The sequence below is a fragment of the Phaeobacter sp. G2 genome, from assembly GCA_025163595.1.
GTDB lineage: Bacteria > Pseudomonadota > Alphaproteobacteria > Rhodobacterales > Rhodobacteraceae > Pseudophaeobacter.
In genome coordinates this window covers 1,254,430-1,279,492 of sequence record CP104100.1, presented here as the reverse complement: position 1 = coordinate 1,279,492, position 25,063 = coordinate 1,254,430, and the positions used below count along the sequence as shown (strand labels likewise).

24 protein-coding genes and 2 pseudogenes are annotated in these 25,063 nt (G+C 59.6%); 12 read left to right on the top strand and 14 right to left on the bottom strand.

What is annotated here, in order from left to right; genetic code table 11:
- Positions 1-951, bottom strand: coding sequence for a dihydrodipicolinate synthase family protein (locus N1037_06215; GenBank protein UWS80609.1), 951 nt, complete (start codon positions 949-951; stop codon positions 1-3).
- Between the two features lie 232 nt (positions 952-1,183).
- Between N1037_06215 and N1037_06210 the strand changes: the two genes are divergently transcribed.
- Entirely contained in the window at positions 1,184-1,846 is a 663-nt protein-coding gene (locus N1037_06210) for a GntR family transcriptional regulator (GenBank protein ID UWS80608.1), read from the top strand.
- Between the two features lie 95 nt (positions 1,847-1,941).
- On the opposite strand, the gene N1037_06205 is transcribed toward N1037_06210, so the two are convergent.
- The gene (locus tag N1037_06205) at positions 1,942-2,148 is read right to left on the bottom strand and encodes a cold-shock protein (protein ID UWS80607.1); all 207 of its coding nucleotides are present in this window, start codon (positions 2,146-2,148) and stop codon (positions 1,942-1,944) included.
- Between the two features lie 353 nt (positions 2,149-2,501).
- On the opposite strand from N1037_06205, the gene N1037_06200 reads away from it, so the two are divergent.
- The 3 genes from N1037_06200 (at position 2,502) to N1037_06190 (ending at position 6,076) form a co-directional block, all read left to right on the top strand.
- Positions 2,502-3,455: a GAF domain-containing protein gene (locus N1037_06200; protein ID UWS80606.1), complete on the top strand. Its 954-nt coding sequence runs from the start codon at positions 2,502-2,504 to the stop codon at positions 3,453-3,455.
- A 154-nt stretch (positions 3,456-3,609) separates the two neighbouring features.
- Complete coding sequence (locus tag N1037_06195) at positions 3,610-5,133, top strand: aldehyde dehydrogenase (protein UWS80605.1); 1,524 nt, start codon at positions 3,610-3,612, stop codon at positions 5,131-5,133.
- 88 nt (positions 5,134-5,221) lie between these two features.
- Positions 5,222-6,076, top strand: a complete 855-nt coding sequence (locus tag N1037_06190) for an EAL domain-containing protein (protein ID UWS80604.1) — start codon at positions 5,222-5,224, stop codon at positions 6,074-6,076.
- Between the two features lie 167 nt (positions 6,077-6,243).
- Here the strand turns inward: N1037_06190 and N1037_06185 are convergent, their stop codons facing one another.
- The 10 genes from N1037_06185 to N1037_06140 form a co-directional block, all read right to left on the bottom strand.
- Positions 6,244-6,477: a hypothetical protein gene (locus N1037_06185; GenBank protein ID UWS80603.1), complete on the bottom strand. Its 234-nt coding sequence runs from the start codon at positions 6,475-6,477 to the stop codon at positions 6,244-6,246.
- Positions 6,478-6,527: 50 nt separating this feature from the next.
- Complete coding sequence (locus N1037_06180) at positions 6,528-7,991, bottom strand: aldehyde dehydrogenase family protein (GenBank protein UWS80602.1); 1,464 nt, start codon at positions 7,989-7,991, stop codon at positions 6,528-6,530.
- Between the two features lie 24 nt (positions 7,992-8,015).
- Positions 8,016-8,900, bottom strand: a complete 885-nt coding sequence (locus N1037_06175) for a dihydrodipicolinate synthase family protein (protein ID UWS80601.1) — start codon at positions 8,898-8,900, stop codon at positions 8,016-8,018.
- Between the two features lie 8 nt (positions 8,901-8,908).
- Complete coding sequence (locus tag N1037_06170; protein UWS80600.1) at positions 8,909-9,256, bottom strand: ferredoxin family protein; 348 nt, start codon at positions 9,254-9,256, stop codon at positions 8,909-8,911.
- Positions 9,257-9,267: 11 nt separating this feature from the next.
- Positions 9,268-10,044 (bottom strand): enoyl-CoA hydratase-related protein, encoded by a 777-nt coding sequence (locus N1037_06165; GenBank protein UWS80599.1) that lies wholly within the window; start codon positions 10,042-10,044, stop codon positions 9,268-9,270.
- The gene (locus tag N1037_06160) at positions 10,041-11,207 is read right to left on the bottom strand and encodes a CoA transferase (protein UWS80598.1); all 1,167 of its coding nucleotides are present in this window, start codon (positions 11,205-11,207) and stop codon (positions 10,041-10,043) included. The genes N1037_06165 and N1037_06160 overlap by 4 nt, the downstream gene beginning before the upstream one ends.
- A gap of 9 nt (positions 11,208-11,216) precedes the next feature.
- Entirely contained in the window at positions 11,217-12,581 is a 1,365-nt protein-coding gene (locus N1037_06155; GenBank protein ID UWS80597.1) for an FAD-dependent oxidoreductase, read from the bottom strand.
- Positions 12,582-12,660: 79 nt separating this feature from the next.
- Complete coding sequence (locus N1037_06150; GenBank protein UWS80596.1) at positions 12,661-13,467, bottom strand: ABC transporter permease; 807 nt, start codon at positions 13,465-13,467, stop codon at positions 12,661-12,663.
- Positions 13,467-14,276 carry an ABC transporter ATP-binding protein gene (locus N1037_06145; protein ID UWS80595.1) on the bottom strand — a complete coding sequence of 270 codons (810 nt, stop codon included), beginning with the start codon at positions 14,274-14,276 and terminating at the stop codon, positions 13,467-13,469. The genes N1037_06150 and N1037_06145 overlap by 1 nt, the downstream gene beginning before the upstream one ends.
- A gap of 7 nt (positions 14,277-14,283) precedes the next feature.
- On the bottom strand, positions 14,284-15,327 hold the full coding sequence (locus N1037_06140; GenBank protein UWS80594.1) for an ABC transporter substrate-binding protein: 1,044 nt from the start codon (positions 15,325-15,327) through the stop codon (positions 14,284-14,286).
- An 81-nt stretch (positions 15,328-15,408) separates the two neighbouring features.
- Between N1037_06140 and N1037_06135 the strand changes: the two genes are divergently transcribed.
- Positions 15,409-16,383 (top strand): LysR family transcriptional regulator, encoded by a 975-nt coding sequence (locus N1037_06135; GenBank protein ID UWS80593.1) that lies wholly within the window; start codon positions 15,409-15,411, stop codon positions 16,381-16,383.
- A 97-nt stretch (positions 16,384-16,480) separates the two neighbouring features.
- Positions 16,481-17,509, top strand: a pseudogene (locus N1037_06130) (IS110 family transposase).
- Between the two features lie 220 nt (positions 17,510-17,729).
- Here the strand turns inward: N1037_06130 and N1037_06125 are convergent.
- Entirely contained in the window at positions 17,730-18,668 is a 939-nt protein-coding gene (locus tag N1037_06125; protein ID UWS80592.1) for an IS5 family transposase, read from the bottom strand.
- A gap of 411 nt (positions 18,669-19,079) precedes the next feature.
- Here N1037_06125 and N1037_06120 point away from each other — a divergent pair.
- A pseudogene (locus N1037_06120) lies at positions 19,080-19,231 on the top strand (IS3 family transposase).
- Positions 19,232-19,235: 4 nt separating this feature from the next.
- Here N1037_06120 and N1037_06115 read toward each other — a convergent pair.
- The gene (locus tag N1037_06115; GenBank protein ID UWS80591.1) at positions 19,236-20,309 is read right to left on the bottom strand and encodes a putative sulfate exporter family transporter; all 1,074 of its coding nucleotides are present in this window, start codon (positions 20,307-20,309) and stop codon (positions 19,236-19,238) included.
- 119 nt (positions 20,310-20,428) lie between these two features.
- Here N1037_06115 and N1037_06110 point away from each other — a divergent pair, with 119 nt between their 5' ends.
- The 5 genes from N1037_06110 (at position 20,429) to N1037_06090 (ending at position 25,050) form a co-directional block, all read left to right on the top strand.
- The gene (locus N1037_06110; GenBank protein UWS80590.1) at positions 20,429-21,565 is read left to right on the top strand and encodes an ABC transporter substrate-binding protein; all 1,137 of its coding nucleotides are present in this window, start codon (positions 20,429-20,431) and stop codon (positions 21,563-21,565) included.
- Between the two features lie 69 nt (positions 21,566-21,634).
- Positions 21,635-22,510, top strand: a complete 876-nt coding sequence (locus N1037_06105) for a branched-chain amino acid ABC transporter permease (protein ID UWS80589.1) — start codon at positions 21,635-21,637, stop codon at positions 22,508-22,510.
- A complete protein-coding gene (locus tag N1037_06100; protein UWS80588.1) occupies positions 22,507-23,511 on the top strand; it encodes a branched-chain amino acid ABC transporter permease in 1,005 nt (334 codons plus the stop codon). Before N1037_06105 ends, N1037_06100 begins: the two co-directional genes overlap by 4 nt.
- Complete coding sequence (locus tag N1037_06095) at positions 23,508-24,329, top strand: ABC transporter ATP-binding protein (protein UWS80587.1); 822 nt, start codon at positions 23,508-23,510, stop codon at positions 24,327-24,329. Before N1037_06100 ends, N1037_06095 begins: the two co-directional genes overlap by 4 nt.
- Positions 24,322-25,050 carry an ABC transporter ATP-binding protein gene (locus N1037_06090; GenBank protein UWS80586.1) on the top strand — a complete coding sequence of 243 codons (729 nt, stop codon included), beginning with the start codon at positions 24,322-24,324 and terminating at the stop codon, positions 25,048-25,050. The genes N1037_06095 and N1037_06090 overlap by 8 nt, the downstream gene beginning before the upstream one ends.
- Positions 25,051-25,063 lie beyond the last annotated feature (13 nt).

The window sequence follows — 25,063 nt, the reverse complement described above, 5'->3', positions numbered from 1 at the left end:
TCAGGCGGCAGTATCGGACTGCAGGGCCCAGTCTGCATACCATGTCTTGAACAGGGTATATTGCGTCTCGACATAGCTGCGCTGGCTCTCGGTGAGCGCGTCGCTCTCGTTGAAGTGCAGGCTGTATGCGCTGTCACCGTTCAGCACCATGAGGTGTTTATAATAAAGCACCAGATCCGGTCCTTCATCAAAGGACGACAGCACGCCAAGCGCCGCTTCCAGCTCTTTCGCCCGCTGCCGCGCCCCGACATCGCCCGCAGCGGCCCGCTGACACAGCGCCACCAGATGCAGCACTTCGCGCGGCAGGGCATTGCCAATCCCGGTAATGGCCCCGGCGGCACCGCAGTTCACAAAACCATGGAAAACGGTGGTATCCACCCCAATCATCAGAGTGACGCTGTCATCATGTCCAGTGATGTTTTCAGCCGCATAGCGCAGATCATCGGCGCCGCCAAATTCCTTGAATCCTACCAGGTTGGCGTGCTCTGCGCGCAGAGCAAAGAACAACTCCGCCCGGGTGGCAAAGCCGTAGTAGGGGCTGTTGTAGATCACCGCCGGCAAGTCCGGGGCCGCTGCAAGAACCGCCTTGAAATGGGCCTTTTGTGCAGCGCTGGAGGATCCCCGTGACAGAACGCGCGGGATCACCATCAGCCCCTGGGCGCCAACCTCCGCCGCATGGGCGGCATGCGCTGCTGCCAGTTTACTGTTCACCGCGCCGGTGCCGACGATTGTGGGCACCCCGGCAGCCACCAGACGCGCCACACCCTGCATACGGTCCGCATCCGTCAGCAGTGGCCAATCGCCCATCGAGCCACAATACACCACCGCCGACATGCCTGCCGCAATCAGCTCCTGCCCCGAGCGCACCAGCGCATCAAAGTCCGGGCGGCGATCCGCAGTACAGGGGGTCATCAGGGCCGGGATGCAGCCGGAGAAGATATTTTTGCTCATGGTCTTTTCCTTTCAGAACCAGCCTCTGCGGCCGAAGAGTGACAGGCACCAAAGCCCCCTGCCCTGCTCTGGACCCAGCCTTGAGGGCCGTGAATGGAACAGGGAAGCGACAGTTGCTGTGGCGGCGCCTGCGCTGTTCTATTTCATATTGGATCCAATTTACAATATATTTTCTTACGCAACTTTCCTCAGCAAAGAAATAGCGCTATGAACACTGCAGGAGGAGTGCCCTATGAAGTTGAATTCCGTCGATATTTCAAAAACCGCTTCGGCGTCCTCAATCGTGTTTGAGGCCCTGCGCAAAGCCATCATCGAGGGCGACGTCAAAGAGGGGGAGCCCCTGCGCCAGGATGAAATTGCCCGGCTGTTCAACACCAGTCGAATCCCCGTGCGCGAGGCGATCTCCCGGCTGGAAGAACAGGGTCTGGTCAAAACCCAGCGCTACAAAGGCGCTGTTGTTTCTGGGCTTTCTGCCACCGAAGCCGAGGAAATATTTGATTTCCGGGCCTTGATCGAACCCGAAGTGATCCGCCGCGCCGTGCCCTTGATGTCGGCAGAAACACTCGAAACCGCCCGCGCCTCCTGGGCGGCGTTTTCGGCCTCGGCGGACCCGATGAGCTGGGGAGATCTCAACCGGGATTTCCATTCAACCCTCTACCGGGCCAGCGGGCTGCAATACCATCTGGATGTCATCGACAATGCCATGGACCGGATTGACCGCTACCTGCGGGCGCAGCTGGTGATGTCGAACGGGATGGAACGCGCCAACCAAGAACATATCGCCATCTGGGAGGCCTGCCTGACCGGCAATGCCAGCCAAGCTGCCGAACTGACGCGGCTTCATATCTCCGGCGCCCGGGAATCGCTGATCCAGAACATAAACAGCCTGCGCTGAACCCGCCGACACTGAATGGCCCGCGCAAAGAAAAACGCGCCCCCTGTTCCCAGAGAGCGCGTTTCACAGTCTTCACCCCTTGGTGGGGGATCAGGTCAGAGCAGTGCCAGATTGACCGCAGCCTCACGGCCATCCCGGCCGGGCTCGATGTCGAAGGACACTTTTTGATTGTCGGCCAGACCAGTCAGGCCAGAGCGCTCAACCGCAGAGATGTGCACAAACACATCCTTGCTGCCGCCATCGGGCGCGATAAAGCCAAAGCCTTTGGTAGAGTTGAACCATTTTACGGTGCCAGTAGCCATTCCGTATACTCCCTAAAAATTGCTGCCCGCAGGAGTGCGACAGCCCGGCGTTGTTGAGTCTGGATCGAAGACTGAACGCCGTTATTCCGGAGGCAGCAGGTCGACATAGAGAAACACAAGCACTCAAAATATGCGACTGCTCTCGTTTCGTTTCAAGAGTACATTTCCGGTTTCACTCGATAGAGGCAATTTTTTGCAAGGCCAGCACCCCGCCCCATATGCAATCTATCCGTGCAGGCCAAATCCCCCCCCTTTCCCCCGTTCAAATGTACCCGCGGGCACAGAGATTGTCGCGGCGGGCAAGTTGACGTAGCTTATAAAAGAATTCCGACATTCCGAGGGGGGGAGGCACCATGCTTGGCAAGTTGGCACATGTTGAAAAAGTCTTGGGCGTCACAAATTCCGCCTCGGCTGCTGCCCGCTCTCGGCTGGCGGCAAGCTGGAGACGTTCGGCAGACAAACACGGACTCGACCCTGCTGAAAACCGGGGGCCAGAACGCATTGATAGCACCCACCTTCGCGAACGGCAGGAAGTGCTCGAGACATTCATGACCGTATCAGCGCCAAGGCTGGACAGTCTGTTCTCGCTGGTTGGGCAGTCCGGCTGTGCTGTGCTGTTGACCGATGATGATGGGGTGGTTCTGGATCAGCGGGTTGCCGAGGCAGACGCCCCGGTTTTTGAATCCTGGGGGCTGTGCATCGGCGCCGATTGGAGCGAAGAGCGCGAAGGCACCAATGGCATCGGCACCTGCCTGACAGAACAGCGGCGGGTGATTATCCATCGCGACGAACATTTCTATGCGCGAAACACTGCCATGAGCTGCATTGATGCCCCAATCTATGGGCCAGAGGGGCAGATTGTGGCGGCGCTGGATGTCTCCTCTGCCCGGGCTGATCAAACAGAGGCTTTTAACCGGCTGATCGCAGCCCAGGTTTGCCAGACCGCACGGGCCATTGAGGAGGTCAATTTTCGCGCCGCCTACGACCGCACCCGCATCATTGTTGCCGAAAGCGACGATGCCGAGGCTGCGACGCTGTTGGCGGTTGATGCCCATGACCTGATTGTCGGCGCCACCCGCGAGGCCCGCCGGGTGTTTGGTCTGGCGATGACAGGCGCCCTGACGCCCCGCCCCGCCGCTGACATTCTTGGACGCGAGGACGGGCCCACAGGCTTTGAAAAAGCCGAACACGCCGCAGTGGTGCGGGCACTGGCGCGCTCTGACGGCAATGTCTCACAGGCGGCCCGCCAACTAGGCATTGGCCGCGCGACGCTGTATCGGCGAATGAAACGGCTGGGTTTGGAGTAAACGGCTGGGTTTGGAGTAAAGTATCGCCAACCTGTCTCACTCCTGAGACACCTTTGATCCTCCGGCTTTTCCAGCTGGCAGACAAGCGCCCCTTAGCAGGGGCAGTGTCCTGAGCAATCCGGGAGGAGGTCCCGGTAATTGTGGAGGATACCAAATGAACGACATGACCCATACCGAGAAAGGCACCTATGTCTCGCCTTTCAAACCGCGCTATGACAACTTCATCGGCGGTAAATTCACCCCACCTGTAAACGGTCGCTACTTTGACAATGTGACCCCGATCACCGGCGAAATAATCACCGAATGCGCCCGCTCGGATGCCGCCGATGTCGATTTGGCCCTGGATGCAGCCCATGCCGCCAAAGACAGCTGGGGCAAGACCTCAGCATCTGAGCGCTCCAACCTGCTGTTGAAAATTGCCGATGCCATTGATGCCAATCTAGAGCGTCTGGCGCAGGCAGAAACCTGGGACAACGGCAAACCAATCCGCGAAACCATGGCCGCTGACATTCCCCTGTCCGCTGATCATTTCCGCTATTTTGCCGGGGTCCTGCGGGGCCAGGAAGGCAATATGAGCGAGATCGACGCCGACACGGTGGCCTATCACTTCCACGAACCCCTGGGCGTTGTCGGCCAGATCATTCCCTGGAACTTCTCTATTCTCATGGCGGCCTGGAAGCTGGCCCCTGCCCTGGCGGCGGGCAACTGCATCGTGCTGAAACCTGCGGAACAGACCCCGGCTGCGATCATGATCCTGGCCGAAATCATGGCGGACTATCTGCCCGCAGGTGTGTTGAACATCGTCAATGGCTACGGCGCCGAGGTCGGTGCGCCTTTGGCCAGCTCCCCGCGCATCGCCAAGATCGCCTTCACCGGCTCAACCGCCACAGGGCGCAAGATCATGGAGGCCGCGACCGCCAATCTGATCCCAGTAACGCTAGAACTGGGCGGCAAAAGCCCAAACATCTTTTTCTCTGATGTGATGGCCAAGGATGACGCTTTCCTGGACAAGGCCGTCGAAGGCTTTGTGCTGTTTGCCTTCAACCAAGGGGAAGTCTGCACCTGCCCCTCGCGTGCCCTGATCCAGGAAGACATCTACGAGGCCTTCATCGAGCGCTGCATTGAGCGGGTCAAAGCCATCAAACAAGGCGACCCGCGCAATCCGGAAACCATGGTGGGGGCGCAGGCCAGCACCGAGCAACAGGAAAAGATCCTGTCCTACCTGACCATTGGCCGCGAAGAAGGCGCACAGGTTCTGGCCGGCGGCGGCGCGGCGCGCTTCAATGGCGAATTGTCCGGGGGCAACTACATCCAGCCCACCATCCTCAAGGGTCACAACAAGATGCGGGTGTTCCAGGAAGAAATCTTTGGCCCGGTGGTCTCGGTCACCACCTTCAAGGACGAAGCCGAAGCCTTGGCGATTGCCAATGACACCATGTATGGGCTTGGCGCTGGCGTCTGGTCCCGCGATGCCAATACCTGCTACCGCTTTGGCCGCGCAATCGAGGCCGGTCGCGTCTGGGTCAACAACTACCACGCCTACCCGGCCCATGCCGCCTTTGGTGGCTACAAGCAGTCCGGCATCGGCCGGGAAAACCATAAGATGATGCTGGATCACTACCAGCAAACCAAAAACATCCTGATGAGCTACAACCCAAACAAGCTCGGCTTTTTCTAGACCTCACCCCCGGCGATGGCAGCTCGCTGCCATCGCCTCTTCCCAAGCCATCCCGCGTTGCGGTTGGCATGGTCTTTGGGAGGCACTGTTGCCCAAAAAAGAATTTTTTCACAATTTGCACTTAGAACTACCGGGAGTAAGCAAGAAGGCAATTACAGTGGCTGATCTGGAAAAGTGTAAGGCTTGTCGAAACGGTAACGGCTTTGAAATCCCCATTTCGATGGCGTTCCAGCCTATTGTTTCCGTTGGATCTGGAAAAGTGTTTGCCTATGAAGCACTTGTGCGGGGACAAGATGGATGCGGCGCGGGCCAGGTGTTCGAGCAGGTAACCGATGACAACCTCTATGCCTTCGACCAGAAATGTCGAAAAACCGCTATTGAACACGCCAGTCGTCTAGATCTTGGTGAAACTGGGTCGCTGTTGTCGATCAATTTCCTGCCCAATGCGGTCTATGATCCAAAGGCCTGCATTCGCCTGACACTGGAAACGGCCAAGAAGACAGGCTTTCCGCTTTCGCAGATCATGTTTGAGTTCACCGAGGTCGAACGCATTTCTGTGCCGCATCTTCTGAACATTCTCAACACCTACCGCCGCCTTGGCTTCTTGACCGCGATTGACGATTTTGGCGCCGGATATGCCGGGCTTGATCTGCTGTCGCGGTTCCAGCCAGATGTTGTGAAGCTCGACGCTGAGCTGATCAGGGAGATTGACAGCTCAAGTGTCAAGCAAACGATTGTGCGGCATGTGGTGTCGATGTTGGAGCAACTTGGAATTATTGTTGTTGCGGAGGGCATCGAGACTGAGGGCGAATTCTCCTGTCTCTACGACCTTGGAATTGATTTGATGCAAGGTTGGTTGTTCGCCAAGCCAGGTTTTGAAAGCCTGCCCGGCGTTCGCTGGCCGCAAGCACTTGTAAAGCCAGACAATAGTCGTTCAGCCTGACGCAGGCACCGCATCAGGTGTGAAAGCACATCACAGGTATAGAGACACAACCCCTGAGTTACCGCCCGAAGTTGGGACACTGGCGTAAGCTTAGATTTGTTATCTGCTGATCTTCAACATGAAGGAGGTCGGCGCTGTTCGCTGGCAAGGAGGCCGACGATGATGAGCTACTCCCCGAAATTCGGACACTGACATATCCGAGCGGCGTTATAGATTGCGTTGCGTTCAGCGTGTTCGAACCAATAGAATTTCTCCCCGCTCGCTCGATCGAAACGGACGGGCTCGTTCGAGGCAATGCCGCGCGGCAGGCCGTTATAGCCCGTCGCGCGGATTTCATGGTCAGGCCCGAAGATTACCGCCCCGACATGGAAGTCGCGGTCCTCCGACCAACCGGCGATCACCCCCGCCAGCTGGAGAAATCTCGCATCTCAAGTGGCGCGATCTGCCATGGTCAGCCTGCGAAAACATAGGAGGTTTTCACAGTGGTATAGAATTCCACCGCGTAGCGTCCCTGTTCGCGCGCCCCAAAGGACGAGCCTTTGCGGCCCCCAAACGGTACATGATAATCAACCCCGGCGGTCGGAAGGTTCACCATCACCATGCCGGCTTCAACACGGCGTTTGAAGCTGCGCGCCAGTTTCAAACTGCTGGTGCAGATCCCGGCAGAGAGGCCAAATTCAGTATCATTCGCCACCGCCAGCGCCTCGTCGAAATCGGCAACTTTGATGACCGTCGCACAGGGGCCGAAAATCTCCTCTCGGTTGATGCGCATCGAATTATCGGTGCCGACAAACAGCGCTGGCGCTTGATAGAAGCCAGGCATATCGCGCTCCAACTGCTCACCGCCGATCACTTCGGCGGCCTCAGATTTGGCCAGTGCGACATATTCGAGGTTCGACCTGAGTTGCCTTGCATCCACCACCGGCCCGATCTGGGTCTCGGGGTCAAGCGCGTCCCCGACCTTAAGTGCCTGCATTTGCTTGGTCATTTCGGCCACAAATTCGTCGTGAATCCCAGCTTCTACAATCAGACGCGAAGAGGCGGTACAGCGCTGTCCGGTAGAGAAAAAGGCGCCATTCAGACAGGCTGAGACGGCCACGGATAGATCCGCGTCGTTCAGCACGACCATCGGGTTCTTGCCGCCCATCTCAAGCTGCACCTTCTTCTTCATCTTGCCGCAGACCTCGGCAATGTGATTTCCGGTGCCGACAGAGCCAGTGAAGGAGATGGCCGTGATATCAGGATGAGTGACGATGGCCTCGCCTACGGACGAGCCGCGCCCCATCACCAGATTAAAGACACCGGGGGGGCAGCCGTTTTCTTGCAGCAGCTCGGCAATGGCGTGGGCGCAGCCGGGGGTCAGGTCGGCGGGCTTCATGATGACGCAGTTGCCATAGGCCAGCGCCGGGGCGATCTTCCAAGCGGGGATGGCGATCGGAAAGTTCCATGGGGTGATCAGCCCCACAATACCAACCGGTTCGCGGGTCACTTCGACATCGACGTTTGGCCGGACCGATGCTTGCAAATCGCCCACCTGGCGCAGCGCTTCACCGGCGAAAAACTTGAACACCTGACTGGCGCGCATGGTTTCGCCAATGCCTTCGGCGAGGGTCTTGCCCTCTTCGCGGGCCAGAAGACGGCCAAACTCTTCCTTGCGGGCGGCCAAGGCATTGCCGACGGCGTCCAACAGATCATAGCGGGCCTGCGGGGTGCTGTCGCCCCAAGCGTCTTGGGCAGTTTTGGCGCCCTCGACAGCCTGCTCAACGGAGGAGGCATCGCCGTAAGAGTAGCTGCCGATGATGTCATTGGTGTCAGAGGGGTTTACGTTATCCTTGTAGTTGCCAAAGCTGACCCAAGTGCCGTTGATCAGATTGTCATGCTTGCCCAGATGGGAGAGATTTTCATGTTTGGTCATATGCTTTGCTTTCTGTCTGTTGGGTCAATGGGTCAGCGCGGGCATTGGCAGGTCGATCTGATCCAGCCGGGCCGTCTGGGCGTCCGTTAAAGAGGTGAAAGGCGGCAGCGTTTGGGCCCAGAGGCCCGCTGTTGTCCGCCGTGCCACAAGGTATTTCACCGCCGGGATCAGCGGCTCACTGGCAATCGCGGACCGAAGCGCGGCGATCCGCGCCATGGTCTCGGCGTTCGGTGCGCCACGCGCCCGCCAGACCTGCGCGCAGAGCGGCGCGGTTTGGTTAACCGTGGCCGAGATACAGCCCGCAAAGCCCGAGGTTGCGGCCTCGGCCAGGGATGTCTCGGAACTGGGGAAGACGGCGAAATCCGGTAGGGCCGTGGTCAGGGTCCGGCAATAGGCCAGATCGCCGGAACTGTCCTTGATGCCGGTAAAGCGCTCGGGATAGGCGCGGTGCAGCCGTTCGATCAAGCGCGGTGTCAGCGGGGTCCCGGTCATCTGCGGGAAATTGTAGAAATAGATCTCGATCCGGCGCCTGCCCAGCCCATGGTGCAGTGCCTCATACCAGCGAAACAGCCCGTCTTCGCCGGCGGGCTTGTAGTAATAGGGCGGCAAGACCAGCGCCACGCCGTAGCCTGCGTCATCTGCATGCGCGCTCAGCGCGAGGGTTTCCGCCAGCGCGGGCGTGCCAGTGCCAACCATCAGGCGGGCAGTGTCAAGCGCCTCTGCCGCCCAGGTCATAATCTCCTTGCGGGTGGCCGTGTCAAAGGAATTGGCTTCGCCGGTCGAGCCCAAGACGTTGAGCGCGTCACAGCCGTTCTCCAGTGCCCAACGGCAATGCTCAAGAAACGGCGCCTTTTGTGGCACGCCCTGCGCATCCACGGGGGTCGGCACGGCGGCAATGATACCTTGCATTGATAACCTCATTGATCCTGTGTTTCGGGTTGCCGCGCCTCATGAGCGGCGACCTCTGGGTGATCCTTGATCAGATCGGCGCCTTTGTACCAACCGCCCGGCTCGTCGATCTCGCCCGAGACATCGTGAAAGGCTTCGGCATTGATCCGAACGAATTTCGACTCTGCCCCGGTGGCTTCGTCATCATACCGGATCGCATCCACCGGGCAGATGCTTTCACACATGCCACATTCGATGCATTCGGTCGGGTGGATGTAGAACATCCGATCGCCCTCGTAGATGCAGTCGACCGGACAGGAGGTGGTGCAGATCCCGTCTTTGACGTCGATACAGGCGCTGGTGATAATCAAAGGCATGACGACCTCTTTTAATTGCCGCGCCAGACCGGGGCGCGTTTTTCGCGAAAGGCTACGACGCCCTCATCGGCATCCTCGGATTGCAGCGCAGCGATCAACGCGGGGGTTTCGTGCTGAAATGCCTCATGTACAGTCATATGCGCAGTCTCGCGGGCGGTGGCCTTGATCGCCTTAACGCTCAGCGGAGCCGAGGTGAGGATGTCGGCGACCCAAAGGTCGACCTCGGCGTCGAGATCGGCGGCAGGAACCACCGCGTTAACCAGACCGTAGCCCGCCATATCCTGTGCCGAGACCATGCGCCCCGTCATCATCATGCCCATGGCGATGTTACGAGGAATCAAACGCGGCAGCGTGACCATGCCGCCGTCCAGCGGCAGCCGACCCACCTTGGCCTCGGGCAGGCCAAAGCGCGCAGTGTCGGCGGCGATGAGAATGTCGCAGCCCATCGCCATCTCCAACCCGCCGCCAAGCGCCAGCCCGTTGATCCGCGCGATCACCGGGGTGGTCAGCGTGCCGCGCAGGGCGATCCGACCAAAGCCAGTGGCGCTGATGTCCTTCCAGTAATCGACACCGGACATGCCGTTGTCGTCTTTCAGGTCCGCCCCTGCCGAGAAGGCCCGGTCCCCGCTGCCGGTCAGCACCACGCAGCGGATCTCGGGGGTAGCCTCAATCTCGTCCCAGATCTCGGCCAGCCGGGACTGCGTCGCGCTGTCCATCGCGTTCATCCGGTTAGGCCGGTCGATAGTGACGCGCGCCACATGATCTTCGACGGTGAAGAGTACGCTCATCCTGCGGCCCTTTCCTTCTGCCGCAGGCCGAATTCGGCGATAACCTCTTCGGTATGTTCGCCCAGACGCGGCGGCATCCGCCGGATGCCCATCGGCACATCGCTCAGATGCACTGGAGAGCCGACCAATTGCATTTCGCCAAGGACTGGGTGGTCAATGTCCAAAAGCATGCCGTTGATCGCGGTCTGCGGGTCTTCCAGCGCGGTGCTCAACGAGCGTACGGGGGCGCAAAGCAGATCTTGAGCCTCCAGACGCTCCAGCCAATAGGCTGTGGTGTTGCTGGCAAAGCGCTCGCGGAAGGTGTCTTGCAGGAAGGGCTTGTTCTTACGTTGCGTGGCAAGGGTTGGATACTGCGGCGACAGATCCTCAATCTCAAGCGCATTGCAGATGTCCTGCAGTGGGTTGAGCTTGAACGCCCCCACGACAACCACGGCGCCATCGGTGGTGTCGAACACGCCCGTCAGCGGCATTGCGGCCCAGTTCAGCACCTCACGGTGTTTGCTCCACTGCGCGGCTTCCTGCATCTGCATCGCAATCATCGAGTCATAGAGTGACACACTGACCTTTTGCCCCTGCCCGGTCTTGGCCCGTGACAGCAGTGCTGCCAGCACGCCCTGCACCAGATGCATCCCGGCGGTGTAGTCGCAAAGCGTGGTCGGGTAAATCGACTTGGGGATCGATGGGTCTGACCTCTTCTCCATCACGCCGCTCATGGCTTGGGCCAGAACGTCCTGCCCGCCCTTATGGGCATAGGGACCAGTCTCGCCGTAGCCGGTGCCTGAGGCACAGATAATGGCGGGGTTGATCTCTTTCAGCTTGTCGTAGCCAAAACCGAGCCGTGCCATCACACCAGCGCGGAAGTTGTCGACCACCACATCAGATTCGCGCACCAGATCATAGACCATCTGCTTGCCTTCGGGCGATTTGGTGTCGATCTCGACCGAGCGTTTGTTGCGGTTGAGCGAGGCGAAGACGGCGTTGTTCACCGCCTCCTCACTATCCTCGCCATAGAACCCCCGCGACAGGTCGCCGGCGCCGGGGCGCTCGACCTTGATCACATCTGCACCGAAATCGGCCAGCATTTGGGTGGCGCAGGGGCCGAGCATCACTTGGGTGAAATCGATCACCCGGATGCCATCAAGTGGGAGAGTATTCTGCTGCATTGGGGCCTCCTATGCGTCCATTTTTTCTTCGACGAGGGCGTTGGACGAGGGCACATCGCCCGGGTCTGCGCCCTGCGCGCGCATTTGTTTCTGGATTGCGGTCACATCGACGTCACGCAGGGCGGTGTTCCCCTGCAGCGCCTTGGCCACGGCGACACCGGCGGCCTCACCTTGCGACATGCAAGGCGGGATCTCGCGCGACATCTTCTGGGCCTCACTCTCGACCGAATAGTGGCGGCCCGCGACGATCAGATTGTCGACACCTTTGGGCAGCAGCGCGCGGTAGGGAGTGTAGTAGTCCCGGCCTCGGCAGACGCTGTCGGCAAAGTGCCGACGGCTTTTCACATCGTCTTTGGTGACGACATACTCGCCTTGCAACAGACGGGTCTGGCGGACGCCCATTTGCTCTGCTGCGCCCAGCATCTTGGCATTCTCAAATCCGGGGATGTTCTCGCGGGCATAGGCCAGAAGTTTCATCATCCGTTCGCGGCCCTCGAACTCGGCCTCGACCATATGCTCAGGCGACATGCCGTCATAGCCCGGCATATGTGGGCAGTTACACCACACGATGCCTGGCAGCGGCGTCTTCAGCCACCACATGCCCCAAGCGCCGCCGATGATGCGGCGCGCCTGCCGGTCGATCTTTTTGTATTCCTCAGGGTTGGCGTATTCAAAAGCTTCGGCCTTGTCGGTATCGACGTCGCAGAGGCGGAAGACGGTAGTCACGATGAACTGACCGTCGATGAAGGACGCGCCAGCGGAAGAGGCCACATCCAAATCGCCACTGGCGTCGATTACCATGTCGGCCTTGATCGCCTGACGGCCAAGTTTGGTCTGGCAGATCACGCCGGTCACCCGGTTTTCTTCGACCAGCGCCTCGGAGAACCAGCTGTGCAGACGCAGGTTGATGCCCGAGTCCTTGACCAAATCAAGGCTCACCCGCTTCCAGGCGTCGGGGTCAAAGGCCACGGCGTGAATGATCGGCTGCGGCATGCCGGTTTTATGGAAGTCGATGCAGCCCCACCGGGACCATTTCTGCCACATGTCCCAATTGGTCAGGCAGTCTTCCGACGGCGGGTAAACCGCGCCGTCTTGCTTGACCATCCGGTCGACATATTCGTTGACGATGCCGGTGGTGACGACTTCATTGCCTTCGTTGACCATGTCGTCGAGGACCAGGACCATTCCGCCAGAGGCCATGCCGCCAAGGTGGTGGTAGCGCTCCAGCAGGGTGACCGAGCAGCCGTTGCGGGCGGCAGAGACCGCGGCGGAAACCCCTGCCGGGCCAGCGCCGATGACGACGACATCGGTATGAGCAACAACCGGAACCTGCTCGCCGCGGGTTTGAACGTGATCTTTGATTTGTGCAGTCATGAGACGTACTCCTCTCGGTACCCTGCCTGGCCCTCGGGCCGCAAGCAGTGCAATTTACGTTTTTTTTCAGTTTATTAGCTTACCAGCGCACAACCAGACGTTCGACGATCGATACGGTCGCGAACATCAGTACCGACAGTCCTGAGGACATAAAGACGGTGGCATAGAGCAAGGGTGAGTTGAAGTTGAAGGTGGCGTCGATGATCAGCGCCCCAAGGCCCATATCAGCCCCGACCCATTCGCCGACAATCGCCCCGATGACACTGGTGGTCGCTGCGATTTTCAGCGCAGAGAACAGAAAGGGCAGCGACGATGGCAGCCGGATCTTCCAGAAGATCTCGGATTTGGAGGCCGACAGGATACGGGCCAGTTCCAGCGCCTGCGGGCTGACGGCCTGCAAGCCGCGGACCATATTCACCAGCGTCGGGAAGAAACAGATCAGTGCCGCGATCACTACCTTGGCCGTCAGGCCCGGCCCAAAGATCAGCACCAAGATCGGCGCGATAGCGAGGATCGGAATGGTGTTCACAAAAACCGCGATCGGGAAGAAGGCCCGCTCCACCGTGCGGCTGTGGACAAAGGCTACCGCGATCAGCACCGCCGCGATATTGCCCACAACGAACCCGAGCACACTTTCGTAAAGTGTCGGCCAGAAGTTGGCCAAGAGGATCGGAAACTTGTCGACCAGCGTATAGGCCACATCCGTCGGCGCGGGCGCGATATAGGTAGGCACGGCGAACAGGCGGACACCAATTTGCCAGAGCAGGATCAGACCCACTGCGGTGCCCAAGGGCACGGCGATGGCCAGCATTTTCTGGCGCCTTTCGAGGGCGCGTTCGACGTCAAGCTCCGGGTCGGCAGCCTGACTGTTCTCAATGGCGGTCATCAGCAAGTCTCCAGCAGCTTGCGCAGATAGGCGGAATATTGAACGAATTCCTGCGTATCGCGCTGTTCGATTGTGCGCGGGCTCGGCAAATCAATGTCGACCACCTCGCGCAGGCGCCCGGGGTGGGCCTGCAACATCATCACCTTTTGGCCCAGAAACACCGCCTCCGGGATCGAGTGGGTCACAAACAGGATCGTGACCCCGGTCTCTTCCCAGATCTTCAGCAGCTGTAGGTTCAGGTGATCGCGGGTCATCTCATCCAGCGCGCCAAAGGGCTCATCCATCAGCAGCAGCTTGGGCTGACAGACCAGCGCCCGGGCAATCGCCACCCGCTGGCGCATCCCGCCCGAAAGCTCATGCGGCAGCGCGTCTTCTCGGCCCTCAAGCCCCACAAGTTTCAAAAGCTCGCGCGGGGTCTTGTTGCCAATGGGGAGCTTGATGCCCCGTCGGCGTCCGATCTCAAGAGGCAGTTCAACGTTCTTGAGCGCCGACCGCCAGGGCAACAGGGTCGCATCCTGAAAGACAAAAGCGAACTCGCGCGCCAGCCGGGCCTCTTCGGTCGACTTGCCAAAGATCGACACATCGCCCGAGGCAGCCGGGATCAGATCCGATACCAGCCGCAGCATTGTTGACTTGCCACAGCCCGAGGGGCCCAGAATGGTATAGAACGCGCCCTCTTCGATATCGATCGACATCCCGCGAATGGCCGTGAAGGAGCCAAATTTGACGGAGGCGTCTTTCAGAGAGGCGGCAATTGGGCCAGTCGGAGTTCCGTCAGGCGTGGCTTGGGTTTCAACTATCGATGGCATTGGTCAATCATCCGTATTTGGGACGTGCGGCCTCGATGGCTTCGAGCACGGAGAGGGTCATCACGTCTTCGAGCGAAGGCGCGCCATTTTCAAACTGGCCGAGCTGGTCATAGATGTCGATCTGGGCTTGCCAATTTTCCGGGGTCATCGTGCCCCAGCCTTTCGCAGCGGTCTCTTTGTTAAAGGAATAGTCGAGCACGAGGTCGATGGTTTCCATTTCCTTTGCGCGGTCCATGTTGGGATAGCGCTTGACCAGCATGTCGACGGCTTCTTCGCGGTTCTCATGCGCATAGCCCCAGCCCTTGGCAATCGCACGGATCATGCCGTTGACCTGCTCGGGGTGCGCGTTCAGCGTCTCGTCGGTGACGTAATAAGGGTTGGCATAAAGCTGGATGCCGGCATCCCAGAGCGTCATATCGTTGCGCTGGTCGCCCAGGACGGCAAGGGCGCTGGTGTTTGTCTTCCACCCCGTCACCACATCGACCTGGCCGGTCATCAGCGGCGCCATATCCGACCCCATGACCATGATCTCGACATCATCCTCGGAAATGCCGTTCGTGGCCAGCAAAGCGCGCAGCAGGATGCGGGCGGTGCCATTGGTCGCAACCCGTTTGCCAACCAGATCCTGTGGGGTGTTCACCGGATTACTTTTGAGCGAGAAATAGGTGAACGGGTGCTGTTGATACCCGGCGGCGATACATTTGACAGGCAACCCCGCAGAGCGCGCCAGCATCAGAGACGGGCTGGACGAGATTTGACCCAGATTGGCGCGGCCAGATGCAACCGACGCGACACCATCAACATTCGGGCCGCCAGCGACAATATCCAGGCTCAGCCCCTCTTCGGCAAAGAAGCCTTTCTCGTCGGCGACGACTTCGCCCAAAATCCCATTTGTGGCCAACCAGCCCAACTGCAGGGTCACGTTGAATGTATCCTGCGCAAAAGCTTTTTCGATGCCCACGAAGGTGCCGGTGGTGGCAGCACCGCCGAAAGCAGCCATAGATTTCAGCAGCGCGCGCCGGTTCATCTCGAAGAAAGAAGGTCGTGTCATTGATGATCTCCCGTTGGTCGTATTTTAGTTGCTTGTCTCTGTATGCCTTGTTCACATTTGACACTACGTCTGTGGAAGGCGATGCAGGAAGGATCAATATTTACCCGCAGCGGTGCAAATAATGCACCACCCCAAAATCGGAGCATCGTCTTGCACTCTAACTTTCTGAAATACTTTGATGAAGTTGCGCGTCAGGGGTCGATCCGCAAAGCCGCAACAGTTCTGAATGTGTCCTCAACCTCGGTAAATCGCAAAATCCTAAGCGTTGAGAAACAGCTCGGAGTCGCCGTTTTTGACCGCACGCCGGAGGGCGTTGAGCTGACAGGAATCGGCAGCATCCTTTTGGAGCACTGTCGCAAGACCCTGCACGACTATGAGCGCACTCGTATCCTAATCGATGACCTGCGCGATTTGCGAACCGGCCACCTTAAGGTTGAAACGATAGATTCAGTGGCATTTGGAATTTTACCTCAGGCATTGCATCAGTTCAGCCAAACTTTCCCTGATATCTCCATCTCCGTCACTACCGCACTGCCTGACGATGTGATGAAATCCGTCGCTGAGGGCAGCACAGATATTGGCATCTCGTTCTTATTGGACCTACACCCTGATGTACGGGTGATTTCCGAAAAATCCGCGCCGTTCGGTATAATCGTCCGTAGCGATCACCCGGTGGCCGAACGCAACAGCGTTACCATCGACGATATCGCCAGCTATCGTCTGGTACGCACTCTCGACGCCCGTGGTCGCAATTCCATCATCGATCAGGTCGTCTCGACTATCACCCCACCGCTATCAACGCATGTTTTTACCAACGCACTCATCGTTGCGAAGCAAATGATCCTCGATAATCAGGGAATCGGCCTTTACACAAAAATTGGCTTTATTGACGAGATAGAGGCGGGGAAGCTAAAATTTATTCCTTTGGTACAAGAAGGGCTCAATGACATACGGATCGGCTTGCTGGTGTCCGCAACTCATGGCATTGATCCAGCGAAGCGGCACCTTTGCGATGTAATTGGGCGCGCTCTTCGAATGATGCGGCTCGACTCTTAGATCGGGCTTTGTTGATGGCATGGATGCCCCCTCCCGACGGCATCATAATGTGCCAAGGTGATGTTTTCTGAAGACATCACAGAAGGAGAGAGCAACCATGTCCGAAGTTACCATTGTCGGGATTGATCTTGCAAAGCGCGTTTTCCATTTGCACGGCGCGCGCGACGATGGATCTGTCATGTTCCGCAAGCAGCTTTCACGGGCTCAGCTGCTCGCGTTCATTGCCTAACATCCGAGGTGCATTGTAGCCATGAAAGCTTGCGCCACGGCACACGGGTGGGGGCGCGAATTTGAGAAGCTCGGGCATGACGTGCGATTGATCCCACCGAACTATGTGAAACCTTTCGTGAAGCGTCAGAAAAACGATGTGACGGATGCCGAGGCGATTGTGGAGGTAGCATTACGCCCAACCATGCGTTTTGTCCCCGTGAAGACGGAAGATCAGCAAGCGCGCGCCATGCTGTTTCGAACACGGCAGATGTTTGTCGGCCAGCGCACTCAGATGATCAACGCCTTGCGTGGACACTTGGCCGAGCACGGCCTGGTCGCGGCTCGTTGCCCCGCCCATCTCAGGCGGCTTGCGGACGCCATCGCAGAAGAAGAAATAGCTCTGCCAGACGACGTTCGAGAGCTTGGCCGTCTGTATCTGGAACAGATTGATGGCCTGACCGCTCGGATGGCGGAGCTTGACGGAAAGATGAAGCGCACTACCAAGGAAGCCGATTTGGCGCGCCGCGCACAAACCATGCCGGGGGTTGGCCCTGTCTTGGCGTTGGCGATTGAGACATTTGCACCTGACCTGGCCACCTTCCGGCGCGGGCGCGATTTTGCCGCCTGGCTCGGGCTCGTGCCAAAACAACACTCGACGGGCGGCAAGCCGCGGCTCGGACAGGCCTCGAAGATGGGGCAGCGCGACATCCGCAGGCTGCTGGTCTCGGGTGCGATGGCCGTTCTTCAGGCGGTCGAGCGGCTTGATACGCCGAACAACGGCTGGCTGAAATGCCTGCTGCCCCGCAAACCACGCATGGTCGTCGCGATCGCGCTGGCCAACAAGATGGCGCGTACCCTATGGGCGATGCTGACGAAACAAGAGGATTACCGGAGCCCGGTGGCTGCGATGGCCTAAGCGCTCCGCGCTTACCAACCCGTCCCGGCACGTCGGGAGTGTGAGGAGGTCACTGAACAGTAAGGGCAAAGGATCGATTAGATCCGGGTCAGAGAACGTAGCATTTGTGCAGGAGCCAATGAGCTCGGTTTGTTGATATGCTTCTGATCCGCGCATCGCCATACCGGCCAGCGGCCATGTCAACGCCGTAGAGAAAGGCCTGATACATGACCGCACCCGATCACATGCTCGATCCGTTCAAAAACCACTTGCACCAACGGGGGCATCCATACATGCACAAATCGCGGGCTGAACGCAGCTCGGTGACCTGGCGCTCGAAGTCTCGGGGCATCAGGGATTGGCCGAGCAGCTTGATGCAGTTCATCTTGCTTTCGACACGGCTCCGAGGGTGGTAACAGCTCCACCGTCGCCAGATGGCGCGGCCCAAGTACTTCGAGGCTCGCAGCGCTTCGTTGCGGGCGACGGCGCCGGGACTCGTTGGTTGCCAAGGCTTTGCGTTCTTGCCTGGCGGTATGACAGCGGCGGCATTTCGGGCAGCGATTGCCTCGTGGCACTTTCGGGTATCGTATGCTCCGTCGGCGGTGATCGATGCGACCCCCTGATCCGCTTCGATCTGGTCCAGCAGTTCCGGGAGTATGGGCGCGTCACCGATATTGCTGCCGGTGACCTCCACGGTTCTGACCTGCAGCGTTTCCTCGTCAATTCCGATGTGTATCTTGCGCCAGATGTGCCGCTTGGTGCCACCATGCTTTCGGGCACTCCACTCACCTTCGCCCTCGGCCTTGATACCGGTGCTGTCGATCAGAAGGTTCAGCGGGCCTTCCCCTCCACGGTAGGGGATGGCCAAGTTCAGCTTTCGTTGGCGGCGGCACAAGGTGCGGAAGTCCGGGGCCGACCAGTCCAACCCGACCAACCGAAGCAGGCTTTCGACGAAACCAGTCGTCTGTCGCTGCGGCATACCGAACAGGACCTTCATCGTCAGGCACGTCTGGATCGCCGCATCGTTGAAGCTCAGCTGCCGACCACGTTTTCCGGTCGGAGGTGGTTTCCACACCATATCGAGATCAAACCACACCGTCAGCGAACCGCGCCGCCTCAGCGCTTCATTGTAAGCCGACCAATTCGTGGTCTTGTACTTCGTAGGGGCCCAACTGCTCATCCCTCCCAGCTATCATGCTGGATTCATGCAGTGAATCCCTCGAAAGATTTGTGCAACAAGGCCAGGTGACAGATAAAGCGGGTTTAGTGGTTTTTTGGGCTCGCGTTTCAGGTCGTGTGACACGCGTTAGCACAATAGAAACAGGCGTTGGCATTATAGCCCTTTCCCCTTGCTGCAAATACAGCTGAGCGACAATCAGCATACCAACCGAGAGCAACTCTGTTCCAAGAGGATGCCGGATTTTGGCAACCCAGCGCATCGCTTCTATGCACCTAATGATCACCGTTGGGTTGTGCATTGGAGTTTACCAAATAATCCGGCATTTTATCTTCCTTCAGAGTATTTTCACTGAAACATCATCCAAATGGCGTTTCAGGTCCACATCGCCACCTCATAAATTGCGCAACATATCTTCGACGTGAGGTGTCCAAGCTGAAGGCGGAGCGGGATATCCTAAAAAGAGCGAGCGCCTAATTCGCCAAGGACCAACTGTGATGTTTGGGTTCACGGCGAAGCACCGAGGGGTCTGGCTGGTAAGTTGGATGTGTGACGCGCTCTCCATACCCTTCAATGAAAGGACGGGAGATAAATCGAAGCAGCGAGCGCAAGGCAGAGGATGAGGAGTGTGGCCAGCACGGACATCGCGGCGGGAGCCGGCCCCCCGCGCGTCACGTCCAGAAACGGTGTCAGCACGCAGACCGCGAACACCGATGCGGTGAGCATCAGCTGAGAGATCAATGTTGTTGCCTCGACCAGCGGGACCGGGACCACGCCCGTTGTATTGACCACAACACCCGCGAGGAAGGCGAGGATAAAGAACGGCAAGCGCGGTGCCGCCCCTGCTCCGCCGGAGCGGCGGCTCACATGGGCCAGGGTAAAAACCAGCGGAAACAGCAGCATCACCCGGAAGAGCTTGACCACGACCGCCGTTTCGCCTGCGGTGTCGGACATCGCGTAGCCCGCTCCGACAACCTGTGCCACGTCATGTATCGAGGCGCCCAGCACGAAGCCTGCCCGCTCATCGCCAAAGCCCAGGGCCAGGAGCCCGGCGGGATAGGCGACCATGGCAACGGTGGAGAGCAGCGTCACCGCCATGATCGTAAACGACAGCTGCCGGTTGAGCCGCTCGGAGGGGGGCAGCACCGCCGAAATCGCCAGGGCCGCCGATGCGCCGCAGATCGCTGTCGCACCCCCGATCAGCAAACCAAACTCTCGCCTCTGGCCGAACAGCGGCGCGGCCAGAACCGTCAGGCCGATGGTTGCCACAGTAGCCGCAACAAGAAAGAGCAGGCTGCCACCGCCAAGCTGTAACACCGTAGCGACGCTGATCTGCAGCCCAAGCAGCGCCACGCCGATCCTCGTCAGCACACGAACCGTGAGCTTCAGCCCCGGCGCCAGCAGAAGACTACGGCGAAACGAACAGCAGCTCGCGCCGAGCAGCAGCGCAATCATCATCGCAGGAAATTGGCTGTGCCTCGCGCCCCAGATCGCGAGGCCGCCCGCCAGCAGGCTCAGGCCGATGCCGGGCAGGCCGGAAAGAATTTTGCGTCCGCGCGCGCGCAACGCGCTGCGCCAGGTCCACGATTTCCACTGATTCGACTGATGAGTGTCGCTCTCCGAAGTCTTAGATTTCTGCTGCATTTTTCGCCTTTCGATGTCGATTTTCGACGTGCCGTTTGACAGGCGAGCTATAACGTGCCTACGATAGTTGACAAATAGGAAATTGAATTTCCAAATAGGAAACTACAGGGAGACGAACAATGGAACTGAAGACTATTGCCCTTGCGGCGACCTTCACCGGGCTTGGCCTTGGCCTCAGCCCTGCCCTCGCAGAGGATCTGCGGATCGGCCTCAGCACCCCGCTGTCTGGCGGCGTCGCCGCATTGGGCCAGCACGAGAAGTGGGGCGCAGAACTGGCCATCGCTGAACTGAACGCCGCTGGCGGAGTCGATGGCCAAGCACTTGCGCTCGATGCTCAGGACAATCAATGCAACCCCTCACAGGGTGTGACCAGTGTAGAAAACCTGCTTCAGAACGATCCTGTGGCGATTATCGGCGCCCTGTGCAGTTCGGTCACGCTTGCGATCATGCCGATGGTGAAACGCGAAGAGGTTCCGCTGGTCGTCGCGGTCTCGACCTCCAAGGTCATCACCGAGAAATCCGGTGTCGGCGGCAATGATTGGACCTTCCGTATCAACCCCTCCGACGTGGGGCTTGCCGTGGCGATGGCCAATTACATCGCCTCCAGTGGCGATATCGGCACTGTCGCATTTGTCGGCGAGGACACAGATTACGGCCGCGGCGGCCATGAGGCGATCGCCGCGGCCCTTGAGGCGAAAGGCGTCGAAGTCATTTCGGCCGATTTCTTTCAGCAGAACACGCCGGATTTCACCACGCTTCTGACCCGGCTGGCCAATACCGCCCCCGATGCCATCGCGCTATATGCTGTCGGCGCGGACGAACTCAACTTCCTGCGCCAGTTCCGCGGTATGGGCCTGCCTGCGCATCTCACCGGTCGGATCGCCTTTGATGAGATCCGCGACACGGTGGTTGCCTCGGGCGCAATCGACGGGGCGACAAGCGTCTTCCCCTACGCCGCCGATCTGGACACGCCCGAAAACCAGGCCTTTGTCGAGGCGTTTGAAGCGAAGTATGGCGAACTGCCCAACTACCAGAGCTTCGAAGCCTATGAGGCGGTGAAGATCATCGCCGATGCGGTCAAACGTGCCGGATCGAGCGACCGCACCGCGATCCGCGCCGCACTAGAGACGACGGAATACACCTCTCTGACCGGCCGCACGATTGCCTTTGACGAGAACAACCAGGCCCATAACGCCGCCATCATCCTGCGCGTCGACGGCTCCGAAGTCGTCATCGAAGCGCAGTCGGACACCTGATCCGCACGTTCGCCAGAGGAGGGGCTCCGGCCTCTCCTTCTTAAATCGAACTTTAGGGAGGTAAACACCTTGACCTGGCTTTTCATTAGTCAACTGGTACTGAATGGCGTCGTGATCGGACTGACCTATGCGCTTATCGCTGTTGGCCTGTCACTCATCTTCGGCGTGATGGAAATCGTAAATTTCGCGCATGGGCAGGTCTATATGCTGGGCGCAACGATGATGCTGACTGGCGTCACCGTTTTGGGTCTGGGGTATTTTCCCGCCGTGTTGCTCGCCACGCTCGCGGTGGCGGTGACCGGACTGTTGCTATACGCGACAGTTCTGCGCCATCTCCGGCAGGGCGAATTCGAGCGCGGCATCATCCTGACCATCGGCATCGGCATGGTGCTGCAGAACGGGATCACCTATCTGTTCGGCGCCCAGCCGCGCGTCGTCGACACCGAATTCAGCTTTATCTATCTGAACATGGGCGGCCTCAGGATGGACCTGATGCGGCTGCTGACCATCGGGCTGAGCGCGCTGGCGATGGGGGGCCTTTACCTGCTGCTGCAGCACAGCCGGATCGGCAAGGCGATGCGCGCCTTTGCTCAGAACCGCGAGGCCGCGTTTATGGTCGGGATCCGGCCTGCGGTCATTGCCGGCACCGCCGTCAGCCTCGGAATCGGGCTCGCCGGGCTTGCCGGGGCCTCGCTCGCGCCGGTATTCACGGTACATCCGGCGATGGGTATTCCTATTCTCTTCAAGGCCTTCGCAATCGTCATCATCGGCGGTCTCGGCCACATCCCCGGTGCGGTGCTCGCTGCGGTACTGATCGGCGTGACCGAGAGCCTCGTCGGCGGCTTCGGCTCCGTCGCGCTACAGGATGCGGTGGCCTTCCTCGCGATGATCGCCATCCTGATGGCCCGCCCCGAAGGGCTTTTCGGCAAAGGAGTACGGGTATGATGACGCGCGCATTAAACGGTGGCCGCGCTACCAGGTCTTTCTCTCCAGATGCACGCTGGTGCGTCTGCGTGGCGATCCTCGCTCTTGCCCCGACCCTGACGGGTTCAAGCTATGTGCTCAATGTCGGATCGCTGGCGCTGGCCTTTGCCGTCCTTGCAACCTCGCTGAACCTGATCTTCGGCTTCACCGGGCTGCTGTCCTTCGCGCAGATCGGTTTCTGGGGCGTAGGCGCCTATGTTGCGGCGATCGCGGCGGCGGATTACGGCCTCTCGCCCTGGCTCGCCTTTGTCGTGGGCGGCGCCTTTACCGGCGTGCTCGCGATCCTCGTCGGCATCCCGGCGCTGCGCGTCTCGCGCGCCTCCTTCGTGATCGTATCGCTCAGCTTTACCCTGCTGGCGACACTGCTCTCCCGCAGCTGGATCGATGTGACCCGTGGACCACTCGGCATTCCCGGCCTGCCTGCGCCCTCCATCACCATCGGCGACAAGCTGCTGCTCGACGGGCACGATCCGCTGACCTTCTATTGCATCATGCTCGGCTTCGCGGCGCTGGCACTGGGGGTCATCTTCGCGCTGATCCGCTCTCCCATCGGCCGCATCCTGCTCGCGACCAACCAGAACGAGGCGCTGGCCCGCTCGCAAGGGATCAATGTGAAGCATTACCAGCTTCTGGCCTTCTCGGTGGCGGCTGCGTTTAGCGGCATGACCGGCGGTCTCTACATCTTTCACCTCGGCATCGTCGATCCGTCGATCTTTGACACCTATTACAGCGAGATGCTGCTGATCATCGTGATCCTCGGCGGGGCCGGAAACTTCTGGACCGTGATCGTTGCCGCCTTTGTCCTGACCGCAGTGCCCGAATTGCTGCGCTTCGACCCGGAGCTTCGGCTGGTGATGTTCGGTGCGGTGCTTGTGGGCGCGGCGCTGGTGCTGCCGGGCGGCTTTGGCGGCTACCTGCGCGAGGCCAACCTGAAACGCTGGAGAAAGGAGGTCCGCCCGTGACCAACCCTATAACCAACGAGACTCACCCTCCCATGCTGCAGGTCTCCAACCTGACCAAGACCTTCGCAGGCGTCACCGCAGTGGACGATGTCAGCTTCGACGTCCTGCCCGGCAGCATCGTCGGCCTGATCGGGCCCAACGGATCCGGGAAATCCACCACCATCGACTGCCTGACCGGGTTCGCCCGGCCGGACGGTGGCCGCGTCAACTTCGACGGACGCGAGGTGACGGGCTGGCGCCCCGAGCAACTGGCCGCGGGGGGAATGGTGCGCACCTTCCAGAACGTGCGTATCTACGAGGGGATGTCGGTGACCGATAACCTCGTCGTCGCCGCCCGCAGCCTGCGCCGCTTCACATGGGTCGAGCAGGTCCTGAAACTGCCGTACGTTACGCAGCACGAGGCGGAGTTGCGCGAAGAGGCTCTGTCGCATCTCTCGCTGGTGGGCATCGAGAAATATGCCGACGCGCCCGCCGGTATCCTGTCCTATGGCCAGCGCAAGCTGGTGGCCTTTGCCATGTGCCTGATGGGTCGGCCACGCCTTATCATCCTCGACGAGCCGCTGGCGGGCGTGAACCCGACGGTGATCCGCCGGATCTCCGAGCTGATAGATACGCTTAACGCGCAGGGCCAGACCTTTCTGCTGATCGAGCATAATGTCGATTTCATCATGCGCCATTGCGGCAAGGTGATCGTGCTCGAACAGGGCCGTCTCCTGACAGAAGGGCCACCCGACGTCATCCGCAACGACCCGCGCGTGCTCGAGGCTTACCTGGGCAATTACGCTGAATATGCAGAAGAGGAGGCTCTACATGTCTGACCCAATCCTGTCCCTTCGCAGCCTTGCAGTCGGTTATCTCGATGACCCGATCGTGCGGGATTTTTCGCTCGATGTGCAGAAGCAGACGATATGGAGCCTTCTAGGCGGCAATGGCGCGGGGAAATCCACCCTGCTGAAGTCGCTCTTCGGCCTGTCGAAATGGTTCAGCGGCGAGATCATTTTCCAGGGTCAGCCGATGCAGGGCAAAAGCCCCGGCGAATGCATGCGCGCAGGTATCGGCATCGTGCCGCAGGGGCGCTGCAACTTCCCGCAGATGACAGTGCGCGAGAACCTCGAAATGGGCGCTTATACGCTCGCCAAAGGCGACAAGGCAGCGGCTCAGGACCGGGTGATCGACCTGTTCCCGATGCTGGGCCGCAAACTCAGGACGATGGCCGGCAATCTCAGCGGCGGCGAACAGCAGGTGCTGGAAACCGCCATGGTGCTGGAAACCGACCCGGTGCTGCTGCTGCTCGACGAACCCTCGCTGGGTCTGTCGCCAAAGATGCAGCAGGACGTGTTCGATAACGTCGCCCAGCTGCGCGATGCCGGTGTGACCGTGATCATGGCCGAGCAGAATGTCGTGGGCTCGCTCCTTGTTTCCGACAGCGCGGTGGTGCTGGACCTTGGAACCAAGCTGATCGAAGGCCCGGCCCGCGAGGTGATGAGCGACCCCAAAATCAGGGCGGCCTTTCTCGGTGGCGAGCCGGTGGACGCCTGAGCCCCTCTTTTCC